The organism is Lysobacter sp. TAB13, assembly GCF_052113885.1.
GTDB classification, from domain to species: domain Bacteria; phylum Pseudomonadota; class Gammaproteobacteria; order Xanthomonadales; family Xanthomonadaceae; genus Lysobacter; species Lysobacter gummosus.
This window is the reverse complement of record NZ_JBFRDR010000003.1, coordinates 216,891-231,237: the sequence shown is the minus strand read 5'-3', so window position 1 is coordinate 231,237 and position 14,347 is coordinate 216,891. Positions and strand designations below refer to the sequence as shown.

The following is a 14,347-nucleotide window of genomic DNA, read 5'->3' as shown; positions in this document are numbered from 1 at the left end:
TATTTGTTGCGGGCAGAATAAATGTAATTTATTGGCAGGTATAATGTGCGGGGCGTCCGCATATGATCTTCCGAGTATTGGTAGTGGGATCATTTCTAATTTAGTGGGTCGGTATCCTCCAGGTGCGAAATCTTTGTCTGATCCTGACTATGACGTGCCCGGTTGGCCGATCGTTGAGGCGGGTAAGGAGATTATGCCGGGTGACCTGGTGGCAATGGCTGGGCATGTTGGAATCTATGTGGGTGATGGGAAAACTATATCTGCCTCGGTTGACAGGAGTGTCGTAGAGAATGATTGGGGGTTTCGCGAGAAAAATAAGCCGGTGGTTCGGAGGTGTGCATGTTCATTGGTAAAATAAAACGGGCGAGGCCGGGTACGATATTTGCGCTTTTCTCGCTTATTATGGTGGCGGTTGTTGTTGCATTGTATGTGGGTGGGCGAACTGAGCTTTACAGTTCTGGTTTTGATGCTGGGGGATTGGCGGCGAAGGCCGAAATACTTAAGTCGTTGCGAAATGAGGAGGGAATTCCAAAATGTCCGGTTCTCCGCCGAGGAGTGCTGCGCGAGTTATTTTGTGTAAAATCCGAGTGCGTTTATTTGGTCGGTGAATTAAAAGAAGGTCGCGTGTGCGAGTCGGAGTGATGGAGGCTATGTTGTAGAGGTTGGTTTGTAAGTTGTGAGCGGATTAATTGTGAGAGTGGCTCACACTGAAAGAAGTTGAAATAAATGTAGTCGGAGGGCTTACAGGCAGGTTGAGTTCCGCAGCCTTGCGGCCATCACTCACCGCCGATGACGATTGTCACCGACGTTAGATTCCGTGATTGTCAATCCGGAATTAAGCCGTAGTCCGAATTCGAAGCGTGTCGGCTATCAAACTTCTGTACCTGTCACGCGCCTAGCATCGCTCCCGAATCGCCAGCCTTGGGGGCCCGCAATGAAATCGACACTTCTGCGCTCAGCGTGGATGGGCGCGTCGCCGCGCCTGTTGCTGGTGCTGGGAATCTTCGCCGTGTTGCGCGGTGTTACGCCGCTGCCCGAGTACGCGGGGCCGTATCCGGATGCGCGGGATCGAGCTAGCCAGGGCATCGAGTCGCGCGCCGGTGGCGCCGCGCCGGTGGCGAAGGTCGCCGATATTCCGGCCACCGACGCCGAGGCCGCGCGATTCCTGACGCAAGCGACATTCGGGCCGACGCTGGAGGACATCGCCAAGCTGCGACAGGTCGGCTACACCGCGTGGATCAACGAGCAGGTCGGTTATCCGGTGTCCTCGCAGTTGACCTTCATGAAGAACGCGGCGGCGCGCGCGGGCACCGATGTGCGTCGCGATTGGCGCCTGGATGCCTGGTTCGTCAACGCGATCGGCGGCAAGGACCCGATCAAGCCGACCCAGATCGTGCACAACGATCAGCTGCGCCAGCGCGTGGCGTTCGCGCTCAGCGAAATCTTCGTGGTTTCGGATGCGACCTCCGATCTGCTCGGCAACACGCCGCACGGGATGACCCATTACTACGACACCCTGGCGCGCGATTCCTTCGGCAATTTCCGCACCTTGATCGAAGACGTGACCTTGCATCCGGTGATGGGCATCTACCTGTCGATGATGCAGAACCAGAAGCCCGATCCGGTCAACAACATCCGGCCGGACGAAAACTACGCGCGCGAAGTGCTGCAGTTGTTCAGCGTCGGCCTGGTGCGGCTCAATCCCGACGGCACGCCGATCCTCGATGCCAATCAGCAGCCGGTGCCGACCTACAACCAGGACACGGTCAAAGGCTTCGCCCACGTGTTCACCGGCTGGACCTTCAACGGCTGCCAGGCGCAAGGTTATTTCGATTGCTACTACTACGATTCCAGCGCGCCGGCGTGGGTGACGCCGATGGAGAATCAGGCGGCCTATCACGCCTCGGCGCAGGAAAAGCAGTTGCTGGAATACACCGGCGTGAGCCTGCCGGGCGGCAAGCTCGCCGGCGGTGGCAGCGGGCGCGGCGATCTGGCCGCGGCGCTCGACAACATCTTCAATCATCCCAACGTCGGGCCTTTCATCGGCCGGCAGTTGATCCAGCGGCTGGTCACCAGCAATCCCAGTCCGGCCTATGTCGGCCGCGTCGCGGCGGCGTTCAACGATAACGGCCAGGGCGTGCGCGGCGATCTGCGCGCGGTGGTGACCGCGGTGTTGATGGACCCTGAGGCGCGCGATCCGGCCTCGCAGCCGGAGAATTTCGGCAAGGTGCGCGAGCCGATCCTGCGCCTGACCCATCTGTGGCGCACGCTCGGCGCCAAGTCGAAGTCGGGCTTTCTCGATGAGTTCTGGACCATGGACGGCAACCTCGGCCAGGCGCCGATGTACGCCTCTTCGGTGTTCAATTTCTTCAGCCCGAACTACCGGCCGATGGGCGAGCCCTCGCAACTGAATCTGGCCGCGCCGGAACTGCAGTTGGCGACCGACTACATGTTGCCGGCCAACGAAGGCTATCTGATGCGCAAGATCTTTGATTCCTATGTCGGCAATCCGGCTGGCATCGGCAACGACGAGGTCGCGATCAGTCTCAGCCGCGACGTGGCGCTGGCGACCAATCCCGGTGCGTTGATCGATCGCTACAACCTGTTGTTCCTGTCCGGGCAGATGTCGGCGCCGATGCGTCAGGTGCTGCTGGAACGGCTCAACGGCATGCCGGCCAACACGACGGCGGCCAAGCGCGAACGGGTGCAGGAAGCGTTGTACCTGATCGTCAATTCGCCCGAATACATCGTGCAGAAGTAAGCAGGACTGAGGAGAACGCCATGAAACGTCGTGAATTCCTGCGTAATTCGATCTGCACCGCGCTCGGCGGCGCCGGCCTGTATTCGGCGCTGGGCAACCTGCGCCTGGTCGAGGCGGCCACGCGCGCCTACGGGGCATCGAGCTTCGACGACTACAAGGCGCTGGTGTGCGTCTTCATGTTCGGCGGCAACGACTCGTTGAACATGGTCATACCGCGCGACAACGATCACTATCAGCAATACCGCACCGCCCGCGCGACGCTGGCGGTGGAGCAGAGCCAACTGCTGCCGCTGGTGCCGCAGACCGGAGGCGGCGCGTCGGATGGCGCCGATTACGGTTTGCAGTCCTCGATCATCGGCGACGACACCGTCGGCATGAGCGGGCTGCAGGGCTTGTTCAACAACGGGAAGGCGGCGGTGCTGGGCAATGTCGGCACGCTGATTCGCCCGACCAGCAAGGCCGACTACGCCAATCACGCGGTCGAACTGCCGCCGCAGTTGTTCTCGCACAACGATCAGCAGCAGTACTGGCAGGTGTCGCGTACCGGCGACGGCCGCAATCTGGGCTGGGGCGGGCGCATCGCCGATCTGCTGCACGACGCCAATCCCGATGCCTTCATTCCGATGTCGGTGTCGCTGAATTTCGAAAGCATCCTGCAGCGCGCGGCGACCGGCAGCCAGTACGTGATCGGCAACGACGGCCCGCGTTATTTCAGCCGTTTCGAATGGGACGGCGACAGCCGCCGCGCGTTCCTGGCGTTGATGGCGCCCAACGCGCAGCCGCATGTCTTCGGCCGCAGCTACGCCAACTCGTTCCGGCGCGCGCGAGAGAACGCCGATGCGGTCGGCACGGCGCTGGATTCGTCCACGCCGTTGCAGACGGTGTTTCCCGCGAACAACGATCTGGCCGCGCAGCTGCAGATGGTGGCGCGCATGATCAAGGTGCGCGAAGTGCTGGGGCTGAAGCGGCAGGTGTATTTCGTGTCGATGGGCGGATTCGACAACCACGATCGTCTGCTCAGCGAGCAGCCGGCGTTGTTGTCGCGCCTGTCGCAGGCGATGACGGCGTTTCATGCGGCGACGGTCGAGCTGGGCGTGGCCGACAAGGTCACCGCGTTCACGGCTTCGGATTTCGGCCGGACCTTGTCGTCGAATGGCGATGGTTCCGATCACGGCTGGGGCGGGCATCACTTCGTCGTCGGCGGCGCGGTGCGCGGCGGACGCTTCTTCGGCCAGATGCCGACGCTGGTCAATGGCGGCAACGACGATGCGGGTTGGGGACAGATCATTCCGACCACGCCGGTGGATTTGTATGCGGCGACGCTGGCGAAGTGGTTCGGGGTGGCGGATACGGATCTGGATTTGATCTTTCCGAACCTGGGGAATTTTTCGCCGCGGCGGGATTTGGGGTTTATGGGGTAGGGCGGGGACGTCTTTTCCGGGGCATTGCTCCGCTGGCATTCCCGCAAAGGCGGGAGTTCGGAGACTTCAGCGCGACCCCTCAATGCCGTCATTCCCGCGGAAGCGGGCTCTGCTTTACTTCGGCGGTAGCCGAACATCCAGAGACTTCAGCGCCATCCTTCCAGACCGTCATTCCCGCGAAGGCGGGAATCCAGAGACTTCAGCGCCATCTTTCCAGGCCGTCATTCCCGCGAACGCGGGAATCCAGCGACTTCAGGCGTTCTCGCACGAAAGGCACTGGATTCCCGCGTTCGCGGGAATGACGGCAGGTGGGTGCGGTGGGGTTGGTAGGGGGCGCTGGCTCCGGGAGACTGGTCCTAGTCCTAGTCCGAATCCCGAATCCCGAATCCGAGTCAGAGTCAGAGTCAGAGTCAGAGTCAGAGTCGAATGCGGAAGCAGAACTCGCCCCCCTCAAAGCACCCGATGCATCACATAAACATCCACCAACCCCAGCGAGGAATGGCGGAACGCGCCCGGAATTCGCCCGACGATCTCGAACCCGTGCTTGCGCCACAAATGCACCGCGGCCGTATTGCTGCTGACCACATAGTTGAACTGCATCGCGATGAACCCCGCGCTGCGCGCCTGCGCCAGCGAGTGCTCGCATAGCGCGCCGCCCACGCCCTGGCCCCAGGCGGCTTCGGCGACCATGTAGCTGGCGTTGGCGACGTGATCGCCGCGGCCAAGTTGGTTGGGGCCGAGTTTGTAGCAGCCCAGGATCTCGCCCGCGTCCACTTCGGCGATGAAGGTCCGGTACGGCGGCGAGGTCCACATCGCCCGCGCGCGCGACATCGACAGTTCGGCGGGGTAGTTGTAGCTCTCCCCGCGCGCGAGCACCTCGCGGAAGATCGGCCAGACCCGTTCGAATTCTTCCGGGCCGATTTCGCGGATGTGGAAGTCGCGATCCATGCGTGGGTTCCTGTCGTGCGCCGCCGGTCAGGCGGCGGCTTGGCTGTCGCCGAGGTGGACCCGGCCGCGAAGTGAGTTGGGCATCGCTTCGGTGATCATCACATCGACGAACTGGCCGATCAAACGCTGCGGGGCGGGGAAGTTCACCGAACGCATGTTCTCGGTCTTGCCGGTGAGCTCGTTCGGGTCCTTGCGCGACGGGCCTTCGACCAGCACGCGCTGGACGCTGCCGACCATCGACTGCGAGATCGTCATCGAATGGGCGGTGATCGCCGCCTGCAGGCGCGACAGGCGCGCGTGCTTTTCCGCGTCGGTGACGCTGTCTTCCAGGTCGGCGGCCGGGGTGCCGGGGCGGCGCGAGTAGATGAAGGAAAACGATTGGTCGAAGCCGACGTCTTCGATCAGCTTCATGGTCTTCTCGAAATCGGCCTCGGTCTCGCCGGGAAAGCCGACGATGAAATCCGAGGAGATCGAGATGTCCGGACGCACCGCGCGCAGCTTGCGGATCTTCTGCTTGAATTCCAGCGCGGTGTAGCCGCGCTTCATCGCCGCCAGGATGCGGTCGCTGCCGGCCTGCACGGGCAGGTGCAGGTAGTTGGCCAGCTCCGGCACGTCGCGGTAGGCCTCCACCAGCGAGTCGCTGAACTCCAGCGGGTGCGAGGTGGTGAAGCGGATGCGGTCGATACCGTCGATCTGGGCGATGGTGCGGATCAGCAGGCCCAGGTCGGCGACTTCGCCTTCGGCCGCGCCGTCTTCGCCGGCCATCGGGCCGCGGTAGGCGTTGACGTTCTGGCCGAGCAGGTTGACCTCGCGCACGCCCTGCGCGGCCAGTTGCGCGACCTCGACCAGCACGTCCTCGAACGGGCGGCTGACCTCTTCGCCGCGGGTGTAGGGCACCACGCAGAACGAGCAGTACTTGCTGCAGCCTTCCATGATCGAGACGAACGCGCTGGGGCCTTCGGCGCGCGGCTCGGGCATGCGGTCGAACTTTTCGATCTCCGGGAAGCTGATATCGACCTGCGGCAGCCCGGTTTCGCGCTTGGCGCGGATCAGCTCGGGCAGGCGGTGCAGGGTCTGCGGGCCGAACACCAGATCGACGTAAGGCGCGCGCTTGACGATGGCCGCGCCTTCCTGCGAGGCGACGCAGCCGCCGACGCCGATGATGACCTGACGCTCGCCCTGTTTGTGCTGCTTCCAGCGGCCGAGCTGGCTGAACACCTTTTCCTGCGCCTTCTCGCGGATCGAGCAAGTGTTGATCAGGATGACGTCGGCTTCGCTGGCGTCGGTGGTGAGTTCCAGGCCGTCGCTGGCGGCGAGCACGTCGGCCATCTTGGCCGAGTCGTACTCGTTCATCTGGCAACCGTGGGTCTCGATGAACAGTTTCTTGGCGCCCGGCGTCGAGGGCCGGGCGGCGCCCGCGGCGGGCGCCGTGGGCAGGGGATGCAGGTCGGTCATGGCGATCCGGTTCCGGGGAGGGCGGCGGTTAATCCGCGCCGGAGTGGCTAGGAGGGGGCGAGCGAGGAACGAGTTCAGAGGAGTGAGGAGTGAGTGGAAGCTTGGCAGCACCGCCTTTTACTCACTCCTCACTCCTCTGAACTCGTTCCTCAATCAGTATAGCCGCCGGCCGCCCCAAGCCGCGGTCCCCGTCACGTTTCTGTATCAAGGACTTGGCAGCGTCGGCCGGGCAGGGGAAACTCGCCGCGATGAGGGGGCACGCGCTGATTCTGGGGACCGTCTGCCTGCTGGCGCTTGCGCCGGCGGTGGCGGGCACCGTTTGGAAATGCGAAAGCGCCAGCGGCGAGCGCAGCTACGTCAGCAAGAAGGTCAAGGGCCAAAGCTGCGTGGTCGCCAGCCAGTACACGGCCCTGGCCCGGCGGATGCGCAATCCGACCCCGGTGTCCTACGCGCCGCCGGCGCCGGCGGTGGGGTCGCTGACCACCCGCACCGATGTGGCCGGCGTACCGGTTTCGATCCATAACAATCCGCCGGCCACCTTCAGCGGCGCGGCCGCGGCGATGGCGGCGGGCGGGCTGAGGCCGGCCTTGCCGGCGGCAGGCACCGCGGCAACGGCGGGTACGGCCGCGGCGCCCGCGCCGATGGCGGTGATCGCGCCGATGCCGCAGCAACCGCCGACCCGGCTCGTCCAGGGTCAGGTCTATTCCTATATTCAGGACGGCGTCCGCCACTACACCAGCAAGCGCCCCAAGGGCCTGGCCAGTGCGACCGCGGTGCGCACCATCCGCTACAGCTTTATCGAGACCTGCTTCGCCTGCGCGGCCCAGCCGGGGGTCAACTTCGGCACCCTGCGCCTGAACACGGCGGCGTTCTCGGCCGAGATCGCCGCGGCCGCGCGCCAGCACGGGGTCGAGGAAGCGATAGTGCGCGCCATCATCCATGCCGAATCGGCCTACAACCCCAATGCGATGTCGCGGGTCGGCGCGCAGGGGCTGATGCAGCTGATGCCGGCGACCGCGCGCCGGTTCGGGGTCGGCAACGCCTTCGACGCCAACCAGAACATCCAGGGCGGGGTGCAATACCTGGCCTGGCTGCTCAAGCGTTTCAACGGCGACCTGACCCTGGCCGCGGCCGGCTACAACGCCGGCGAGGGCGCGGTCGACAAATACCGCGGCGTGCCGCCGTATGCCGAAACCCAGCGCTACGTGCAGCGCGTGGCGGTGCTGGCCCAGCGCTATCGCTCGGCGGTGGTCGCGCGCTGAGGGCGGGGCGGCGGCGCAGTGGCTGCGATGCGCGGCCCGCTCGACGGCTCGAAGAATCCTCCGCCCGGCCGCGCATCGACGCCCCGCCCGCGGGCCCGCACGGCGCGCATGACGGTGCGGCGCTCGCGCAATGGCCGCGTTCGCGGCGCGTCCTTTTCCCACCCGGGCCGCTCGCCGCCATCGCCGTGGCCGCGCCAAAACCTGCAAAACAAGCGATTTGGTGGCGAATACCGCGTCCGGGGCGCACCGTGTGAGCAATTTGCAATGGCGCGGATTGTCGCGCCCTTAACGGTTCCGCTACACTTCCCCGTCTTTTGAGCCGCCAGCCTTTCGCCAGTGGTTGTGTTTGGTTAGCCAATGGTTCCGGGTAGCGCGGCGTTAACTTCGAATTGCAGCTTTTGCGGAGTGCCGGATGGCCAACCAAGGGGTCCACGATCCTATTAACACGGGCCGACGTCGGTTCCTGACGGCGACCACGGCAGTGGTCGGTGCGGTCGGGGCCGGCTTTGCAGCGGTGCCCTTCATCAAGTCCTGGAACCCCAGCGCGCGCGCCAAGCTCGCCGGTGCTCCGGTGACGGCGGATATCAGCGCCCTGACCGAAGGCCAACGCCTGATGGTGGAGTGGCGTGGTCAGCCGATCTGGATCGTCAAGCGTTCCAAGGCCGTGCTCGACGCACTGCCGACGCTGGACGGCCGTCTGCGCGATCCCAAGTCCGAAAACAAGGACCAGCAGCCCGCGTACATCAAGGGCGAGCTGCGTTCGATCAAGCCGGACATCTCGGTGCTGGTCGGCCTGTGCACCCATCTGGGCTGCTCGCCGGAAATGAAGGCCGAGATTCGTCCCGAGCCGTTCGATCCGGAATGGAAGGGCGGCTACTTCTGCCCCTGCCACAAGTCGCGCTTCGACATGTCCGGGCGCGTGTTCCAGGGCGTTCCGGCACCGATCAACCTGCTGGTGCCTCCGCATTACTACGAAAACGACAACACCATCATCATCGGTGTTGATCCGAAGGGAGCGGCGTAAGTCATGTCCAACATCCTTACCCGCACCGCCAACAACGTCTTCGATTGGGTCACCGCTCGCGCGCCCGGCATGATGCCGGTCTATCGCAAGCATATGACCGAGTACTACGCGCCGAAGAACTTCAACGTCTGGTACTACTTCGGTTCGCTGGCGCTGCTGGTGCTGGTCAACCAGATCGTCACCGGCATCTTCCTGACGATGCACTTCAAGCCGTCCGCGGCCGATGCGTTCTCGTCGGTCGAATACATCATGCGCGACGTGGAGTGGGGCTGGCTGATCCGCTACATGCACTCCACCGGCGCATCGCTGTTCTTCATCGTCGTCTATCTGCACATGTTCCGCGGCCTGCTGTACGGCTCGTACCAGAAGCCGCGCGAGCTGGTGTGGATCCTGGGCATGCTGATCTATCTGGTGCTGATGGCCGAAGCCTTCATGGGCTACGTGCTGCCGTGGGGCCAGATGTCGTTCTGGGGCGCCAAGGTCATCATCTCGCTGTTCGGCGCCATTCCGGTGATCGGCAACGGCCTGACCGAGTGGATCATGGGCGACTACCTGCCCGGCGACGCCACGCTCAACCGCTTCTTCGCCCTGCACGTGATCGCGCTGCCGCTGGTGCTGCTGTTGCTGGTGGTGCTGCACCTGGGCGCGCTGCACGAAGTCGGCTCCAACAACCCCGACGGCGTGGACATCAAGTACGGCCCGAAGGGCAACCGCTGGGACGCGAGCAAGCCGCTCGACGGCATTCCGTTCCACCCGTACTACACGGTCAAGGATCTGGTCGGCGTCGGCTTCTTCCTGATCATCGCCGCCTTCATCATCTTCTTCGCTCCGGCGATGGGCGGCTGGTTCCTGGAACACGACAACTTCACCGAGGCCAACCGCCTGGTGACGCCGGAGCACATCAAGCCGGTGTGGTACTACACGCCGTACTACGCGATGTTGCGCGTGATCCCGCACAAGCTGTCGGGCGTGCTGGTCATGTTCTCGGCGATCGCGGTGCTGTTCCTGGTGCCGTGGCTGGACCGCTGCAAGGTCAAGTCGGTGCGTTATCGCGGCTGGATCAGCAAGTTCATGCTGATGCTGCTGGCGGTGTGCTTCATCTGGCTGGGCAAGATCGGCGCGGGCCCGGGCACCGACCCGGTCGAGACCATCGTCGGCCGCGTGTTGACCTTCCTGTACTTCGCCTTCTTCATCACCATGCCGCTGTGGACCAAGATCGACAAGACCAAGCCGGTGCCGCAACGGGTGACGATGCATGACTAAGACAAGTGTGCAGGTCCCTCTGCAAAAGCCCGCACATCCTTGTGCGGACTCTTCAAAAAGCCAGCCTCTGCGGAAGATGCACATCGTGAAGAAGCTCGCCACCTTCGTCGCCGGCCTGCTCGTGTCGGCCACCGCCTTCGCGTCCGAGGGCGGCAACCTGATGCAGTCTGGGACCGATCTCAACGATCGCGCCTCGCTGCAGCGCGGCGCCCAGCTGTACATGAACTACTGCTCGGGCTGCCACTCGCTGAAGTACCTGCGCTACTCGCGCATGGCCGAGGACCTGGGCCTGACCGAAGAAGAGGTGATGAAGAACCTCAACTTCACCGGCGCCAAGTTCGGCGAGCAGATCCAGGTGAGCCTGACCCCGGAACACGCCAACCAGTGGTTCGGCAAGATGCCGCCGGACCTGAGCCTGATCACCCGCGTGCGCGGCAGCGACTGGGTCTATACCTACCTGAACTCGTTCTACCTCGACGAAGGGCGTCCGCTGGGCTGGAACAACAAGTTGTTCCCGAACGCGTCCATGCCCAACCCGCTGTGGGAGCTGCAGGGCCTGCAGCACGCCGAGTTCGGCGAGCCGGACAAGACCACCGGCGACCGTCCGGTGCACGCGCTCAAGGTCACCCAGCCCGGCAAGCTCGACGCCGAAGGCTTCAAGACCGCCACGCGCGACATCACCACCTTCCTCGAGTACGCCGGCGAACCGGCCGCCCTCAAGCGCCAGAGTCTTGGCGTTTGGGTGATCCTGTTCCTGGCGTTGTTCACCTTCATCGCGTATCTGTTGAAGACCGAGTACTGGCGCGACGTGGAACATTGATGTCGTCCGACTGGAAAACCCGCGCCACAAGCGCGGGTTTTCCGCTAGGGTTGTCGGTCTAGCGAGCCGGCAGCTTCAGCAAAGTAGGCTGTGCCCAGGCTCGAGGCCGTGATGACCTTCCACAAAGGGTGGAGGGCGTCTTGCGACTGGCGGATTCCGGTTGCTGGAGAGGTCGATGATGGCGGCGAGCCCCCGTATGCGTAATGCCCTGACTCTGTTTTCGTCCACCGATTGCGTACTGTGCCACCGCGTCAGACTGGTTCTGGCGGCCAAGGGCGTCACCTACGATCTGATCCCGGTCGATCCGCAGAATCCGCCCGAAGACCTCGTCGATCTCAACCCCTACCACTCGGTCCCGACCCTGGTCGAACGCGACCTGGTGCTCTACGCCGCCAGCGTGGTCAGCGAATACCTCGACGAGCGCTACCCGCATCCGCCGCTGATGCCGGTCGATCCGCTTTCGCGCGCGCGCCTGCGCCTGGCCATGCTGCGCCTGGAGCACGACTGGGTGCCGCAGGTGCAGGCCATCCAGATGGGCAACAAGGCCCAGGCCGAGGCCGCGCGCAAGCGCCTGAAGGAGCTGCTGACCGCCTCGGTGCCGTTGTTCAAGGCCAGCAAGTTCTTCTTGAATCCGGAAATGAGCCTGGCCGACTGCGCGATGGCGCCGATCATCTGGCGCCTGCCGTCGCTGGACGTGCCGCTGCCGAAGGACGGCAAGGCCATCGAGGACTACGGCAACCGCATCTTCCGCAACCCCGGCTTCACCCGCAGCCTGACCGACCAGGAGCGCAAGCTGCGCGAGATGCCTGGTTGAGGCGGGGAATGGGGGATCGGGAATCGGGAATGGGTAGTGCGAGTGGGGCGTAGGGCTTCGATGCGTTCGGGGCGGTTCGCGTCCGAGGCTTGGCCATGCTCTTCCTGAAACTTCGGGGCTGATGCCTCTCGAAAGGCCGCGGTGGATCGGCGGCGGAGCAGGGGGGCGGCGTGCTTCGTGGCCCTGAGGCGAACTACGCATCTGCGGCCCTTTCCAGCGGCGTGGAGCCTTCGATCCGGGCCGAGAGGCCCGGGAATATGTTTCTGGCTGCCTGCCGGCCAGCGCTTTAGCTTAAAATGCGCATATGACCGAAAGCAGCACGCCGATGACCAGCCACCGCCCCTACCTGTTGCGGGCGTTGTACGAGTGGATCGCCGATAACGGCATGACCCCGCACCTGCTGGTCGATGCCACGCGTCCGTCCGTGCAGGTGCCCGCGCACGCGGTCAAGGATGGCAAGATCGTGCTCAACGTCGCCGCGCGCGCGGTCTCGCACCTGGAAATGGGCAACGACTTCATCCGCTTCAGCGCCCGCTTCGGCGGAGTCAGCCATCCGGTCTCGGTGCCGGTCGGCGCGGTGCTGGCGATCTATGCGCGCGAAACCGGGCAGGGCATGGCGCTGCCGGAAGACGTGAATATGGAAGAGGCCGCGCTGGAGGAAGAGCTGGATGAGGTCGAGTCGACCTCGCCGCCGGTGCTCAGCGCCGTGCCCAACGATCCCGCGCCGGACGGCGACGACGACGGCCCGCAGCCGCCGACGCCGAGTCCGCGTCGTGGTGGGCATTTGCGGATCGTGAAGTAAGCAACCGCTTCCCTTCTCCCGTCGCGAGAGAAGGTGCTCGGAGGACGGATGAGGGGCGCGGCAATGACTGGCCTGCGTCGTTTTCCCTTCTCCCGTGTACGGGAGAAGGTGCCCGAAGGGCGGATGAGGGCGCGTGGCAATGACTGGCTGCGTTGTTGCGTTACTTACGCTCGCCCTCACCCCAGCCCTCTCCCGCAAGCGGGAGAGGGAGCAAAACCAGGTCCGCTGCCGCTTAGTGCAACTGCGACGGCTCGCGGGTCACCGGCCCGCTGAACGCAATCAACTTGTCCCCGCGCAAGATCATCCGCCCGACATGGCGGTCTTCGCCGTCGATCGAATAATCGAAGCGGAAGGTGCGCTCGAATCCGAGCCAGCCGCTTTCCTGGCGGATGATCCGCAGTCCGATCGAATGCACGCTCTGATCCAGCCACTGCACGCCGGCCGCGCGGCAGGCGTCGCGGCCGACGACCTCGGCGCGTTCGGCGGCGGCGCGGCCGGCGCTCCAGAACGAGAACGCGGCGGCGCCGAAGATCATCAGCAGGATCAAGGTAGGCATGGCGGATTTCTGGCGACGGCGGGCGCGAAAAGCAAGGCGTCAGGCGCCCTGGAGATTCGGCGGCGGCCCGAGTTTCAGCGAAAGATCGATGGCGCGCACATGTTTGGTCAGCGCGCCGATCGAGATGCAGTCCACGCCGTCCTCGGCGATGCCGCGCAGGGTGGTGAAATCCACGCCGCCCGACACCTCCAGCGGAATGCGCCCGTCGAACGGCGCGGCGTGCGCGATGCGCACCGCTTCGCGGCGATCGTCGGCGCTGAAGTCGTCGATCAGCACCCGGTCGCAGCCCTGGCCCAGCGCCTCGCGCAGTTGCTCCAGGGTTTCGACCTCGACGATCAGCGGCAGCTTCGGATGGCGCGCGCGCGCGCTGTGGATCGCGCCGCGGATCGAGCCGGCGGCGCGGATATGGTTTTCCTTGAGCATCACCGCATCGAACAGGCCGATGCGGTGATTGACCCCGCCGCCGACGCGCACCGCGTATTTCTGTGCCAGGCGCAGGCCGGGCAGGGTCTTGCGGGTGTCGAGGATCTTCGCGCCGGTGCCTTCCACCGCCGCGACGTACTGCGCGGTGACGGTGGCGACGGCCGACAGGGTCTGCATGAAATTCAGCGAGGCGCGCTCGGCGCTGACCAGGGAACGGGCCCGGCCCTGCAGGGTCGCCAGGACCGTGCGGCCTTGGACGTGCTGGCCTTCCTCGACTTTCCAGTCGATCTGCACGTGCGGGTCCAGCGCGCGATGGCAGGCGTCGAACCACGGCCGCCCGCACACCACCGCGTCTTCCTTGCACAGCAGGTAGGCGATGTCGGCCACGTCCGGCAGCAGGTCGGCGGTGACGTCGCCGCCGCCCAGATCCTCGGCCAGGGCGTCGGCGACGTCGGCCTCGATCTCGGCCGGCGGCGGCGGGGTCAGGTTAAGCCTCGCCTGCGCGCTCATGCGCCGGGAAAGCCGTCGATCTGGGCCGTGCCGATGGCGTTTTCCGAATCCAGCAGCGGAATGCCGTCATCGACGATGTAGACGATCTTGCGATCGCGGGTGATCAGGGCCTCGCGCAGCGGCTGGGGCTGGGCGTCGCCGCTGCCGCGGACCACGCCGCCGGCCTCGATGGCGGCGTTGAGCGCCTGCAGGCCGCGGCCGTCCAGCGGCAGCAGCGGTTGGCGGGTGGTGGGGCAGACGAGCAGGTCGAGCAATTTGCGATCCATACGGTGCGGTGCCGGTACGACG

The 14,347-nt window shown here is 64.8% G+C and carries 14 protein-coding genes; 9 read left to right on the top strand and 5 right to left on the bottom strand.

Annotated elements, in window-relative coordinates; genetic code table 11:
• The first annotated feature begins 339 nt into the window (after window positions 1–339).
• The 3 genes from AB4Y92_RS05745 (at window position 340) to AB4Y92_RS05735 (ending at window position 4,182) form a co-directional block, all read left to right on the top strand.
• Window positions 340–642, top strand: coding sequence for a hypothetical protein (locus AB4Y92_RS05745; RefSeq protein WP_441818752.1), 303 nt, complete (start codon window positions 340–342; stop codon window positions 640–642).
• 292 nt (window positions 643–934) lie between these two features.
• Window positions 935–2,761: a DUF1800 domain-containing protein gene (locus tag AB4Y92_RS05740; RefSeq protein WP_441818751.1), complete on the top strand. Its 1,827-nt coding sequence runs from the start codon at window positions 935–937 to the stop codon at window positions 2,759–2,761.
• A 20-nt stretch (window positions 2,762–2,781) separates the two neighbouring features.
• Window positions 2,782–4,182 (top strand): DUF1501 domain-containing protein, encoded by a 1,401-nt coding sequence (locus AB4Y92_RS05735; RefSeq protein ID WP_441818750.1) that lies wholly within the window; start codon window positions 2,782–2,784, stop codon window positions 4,180–4,182.
• A 450-nt stretch (window positions 4,183–4,632) separates the two neighbouring features.
• Here the strand turns inward: AB4Y92_RS05735 and AB4Y92_RS05730 are convergent, their stop codons facing one another.
• Both AB4Y92_RS05730 and miaB read right to left on the bottom strand, forming a co-directional pair.
• Complete coding sequence (locus AB4Y92_RS05730) at window positions 4,633–5,130, bottom strand: GNAT family N-acetyltransferase (protein WP_441818749.1); 498 nt, start codon at window positions 5,128–5,130, stop codon at window positions 4,633–4,635.
• A 27-nt stretch (window positions 5,131–5,157) separates the two neighbouring features.
• Window positions 5,158–6,585 carry a tRNA (N6-isopentenyl adenosine(37)-C2)-methylthiotransferase MiaB gene (miaB, locus tag AB4Y92_RS05725; protein ID WP_441818748.1) on the bottom strand — a complete coding sequence of 476 codons (1,428 nt, stop codon included), beginning with the start codon at window positions 6,583–6,585 and terminating at the stop codon, window positions 5,158–5,160.
• 248 nt (window positions 6,586–6,833) lie between these two features.
• Between miaB and AB4Y92_RS05720 the strand changes: the two genes are divergently transcribed.
• The 6 genes from AB4Y92_RS05720 (at window position 6,834) to AB4Y92_RS05695 (ending at window position 12,570) form a co-directional block, all read left to right on the top strand.
• Entirely contained in the window at window positions 6,834–7,847 is a 1,014-nt protein-coding gene (locus tag AB4Y92_RS05720) for a lytic transglycosylase domain-containing protein (protein WP_441818747.1), read from the top strand.
• Between the two features lie 412 nt (window positions 7,848–8,259).
• A complete protein-coding gene (gene petA, locus AB4Y92_RS05715) occupies window positions 8,260–8,871 on the top strand; it encodes a ubiquinol-cytochrome c reductase iron-sulfur subunit (protein ID WP_441818746.1) in 612 nt (203 codons plus the stop codon).
• Between the two features lie 3 nt (window positions 8,872–8,874).
• Window positions 8,875–10,134: a cytochrome b gene (locus AB4Y92_RS05710; protein ID WP_441818745.1), complete on the top strand. Its 1,260-nt coding sequence runs from the start codon at window positions 8,875–8,877 to the stop codon at window positions 10,132–10,134.
• Window positions 10,135–10,210: 76 nt separating this feature from the next.
• On the top strand, window positions 10,211–10,954 hold the full coding sequence (locus tag AB4Y92_RS05705; protein WP_441818744.1) for a cytochrome c1: 744 nt from the start codon (window positions 10,211–10,213) through the stop codon (window positions 10,952–10,954).
• 178 nt (window positions 10,955–11,132) lie between these two features.
• A complete protein-coding gene (locus AB4Y92_RS05700; protein WP_057945536.1) occupies window positions 11,133–11,768 on the top strand; it encodes a glutathione S-transferase N-terminal domain-containing protein in 636 nt (211 codons plus the stop codon).
• Window positions 11,769–12,072: 304 nt separating this feature from the next.
• Window positions 12,073–12,570 (top strand): ClpXP protease specificity-enhancing factor, encoded by a 498-nt coding sequence (locus tag AB4Y92_RS05695; RefSeq protein WP_441818743.1) that lies wholly within the window; start codon window positions 12,073–12,075, stop codon window positions 12,568–12,570.
• 232 nt (window positions 12,571–12,802) lie between these two features.
• On the opposite strand, the gene AB4Y92_RS05690 is transcribed toward AB4Y92_RS05695, so the two are convergent.
• From AB4Y92_RS05690 to AB4Y92_RS05680, 3 genes are read right to left on the bottom strand one after another with little or no spacing between them, the layout of a single operon-like run.
• A complete protein-coding gene (locus AB4Y92_RS05690) occupies window positions 12,803–13,126 on the bottom strand; it encodes a DUF3301 domain-containing protein (protein WP_057943763.1) in 324 nt (107 codons plus the stop codon).
• A gap of 39 nt (window positions 13,127–13,165) precedes the next feature.
• A complete protein-coding gene (gene nadC, locus AB4Y92_RS05685) occupies window positions 13,166–14,059 on the bottom strand; it encodes a carboxylating nicotinate-nucleotide diphosphorylase (RefSeq protein ID WP_441818742.1) in 894 nt (297 codons plus the stop codon).
• Window positions 14,056–14,325, bottom strand: a complete 270-nt coding sequence (locus tag AB4Y92_RS05680; RefSeq protein ID WP_057943761.1) for a Trm112 family protein — start codon at window positions 14,323–14,325, stop codon at window positions 14,056–14,058. The genes nadC and AB4Y92_RS05680 overlap by 4 nt, the downstream gene beginning before the upstream one ends.
• Window positions 14,326–14,347: the final 22 nt, after the last annotated feature.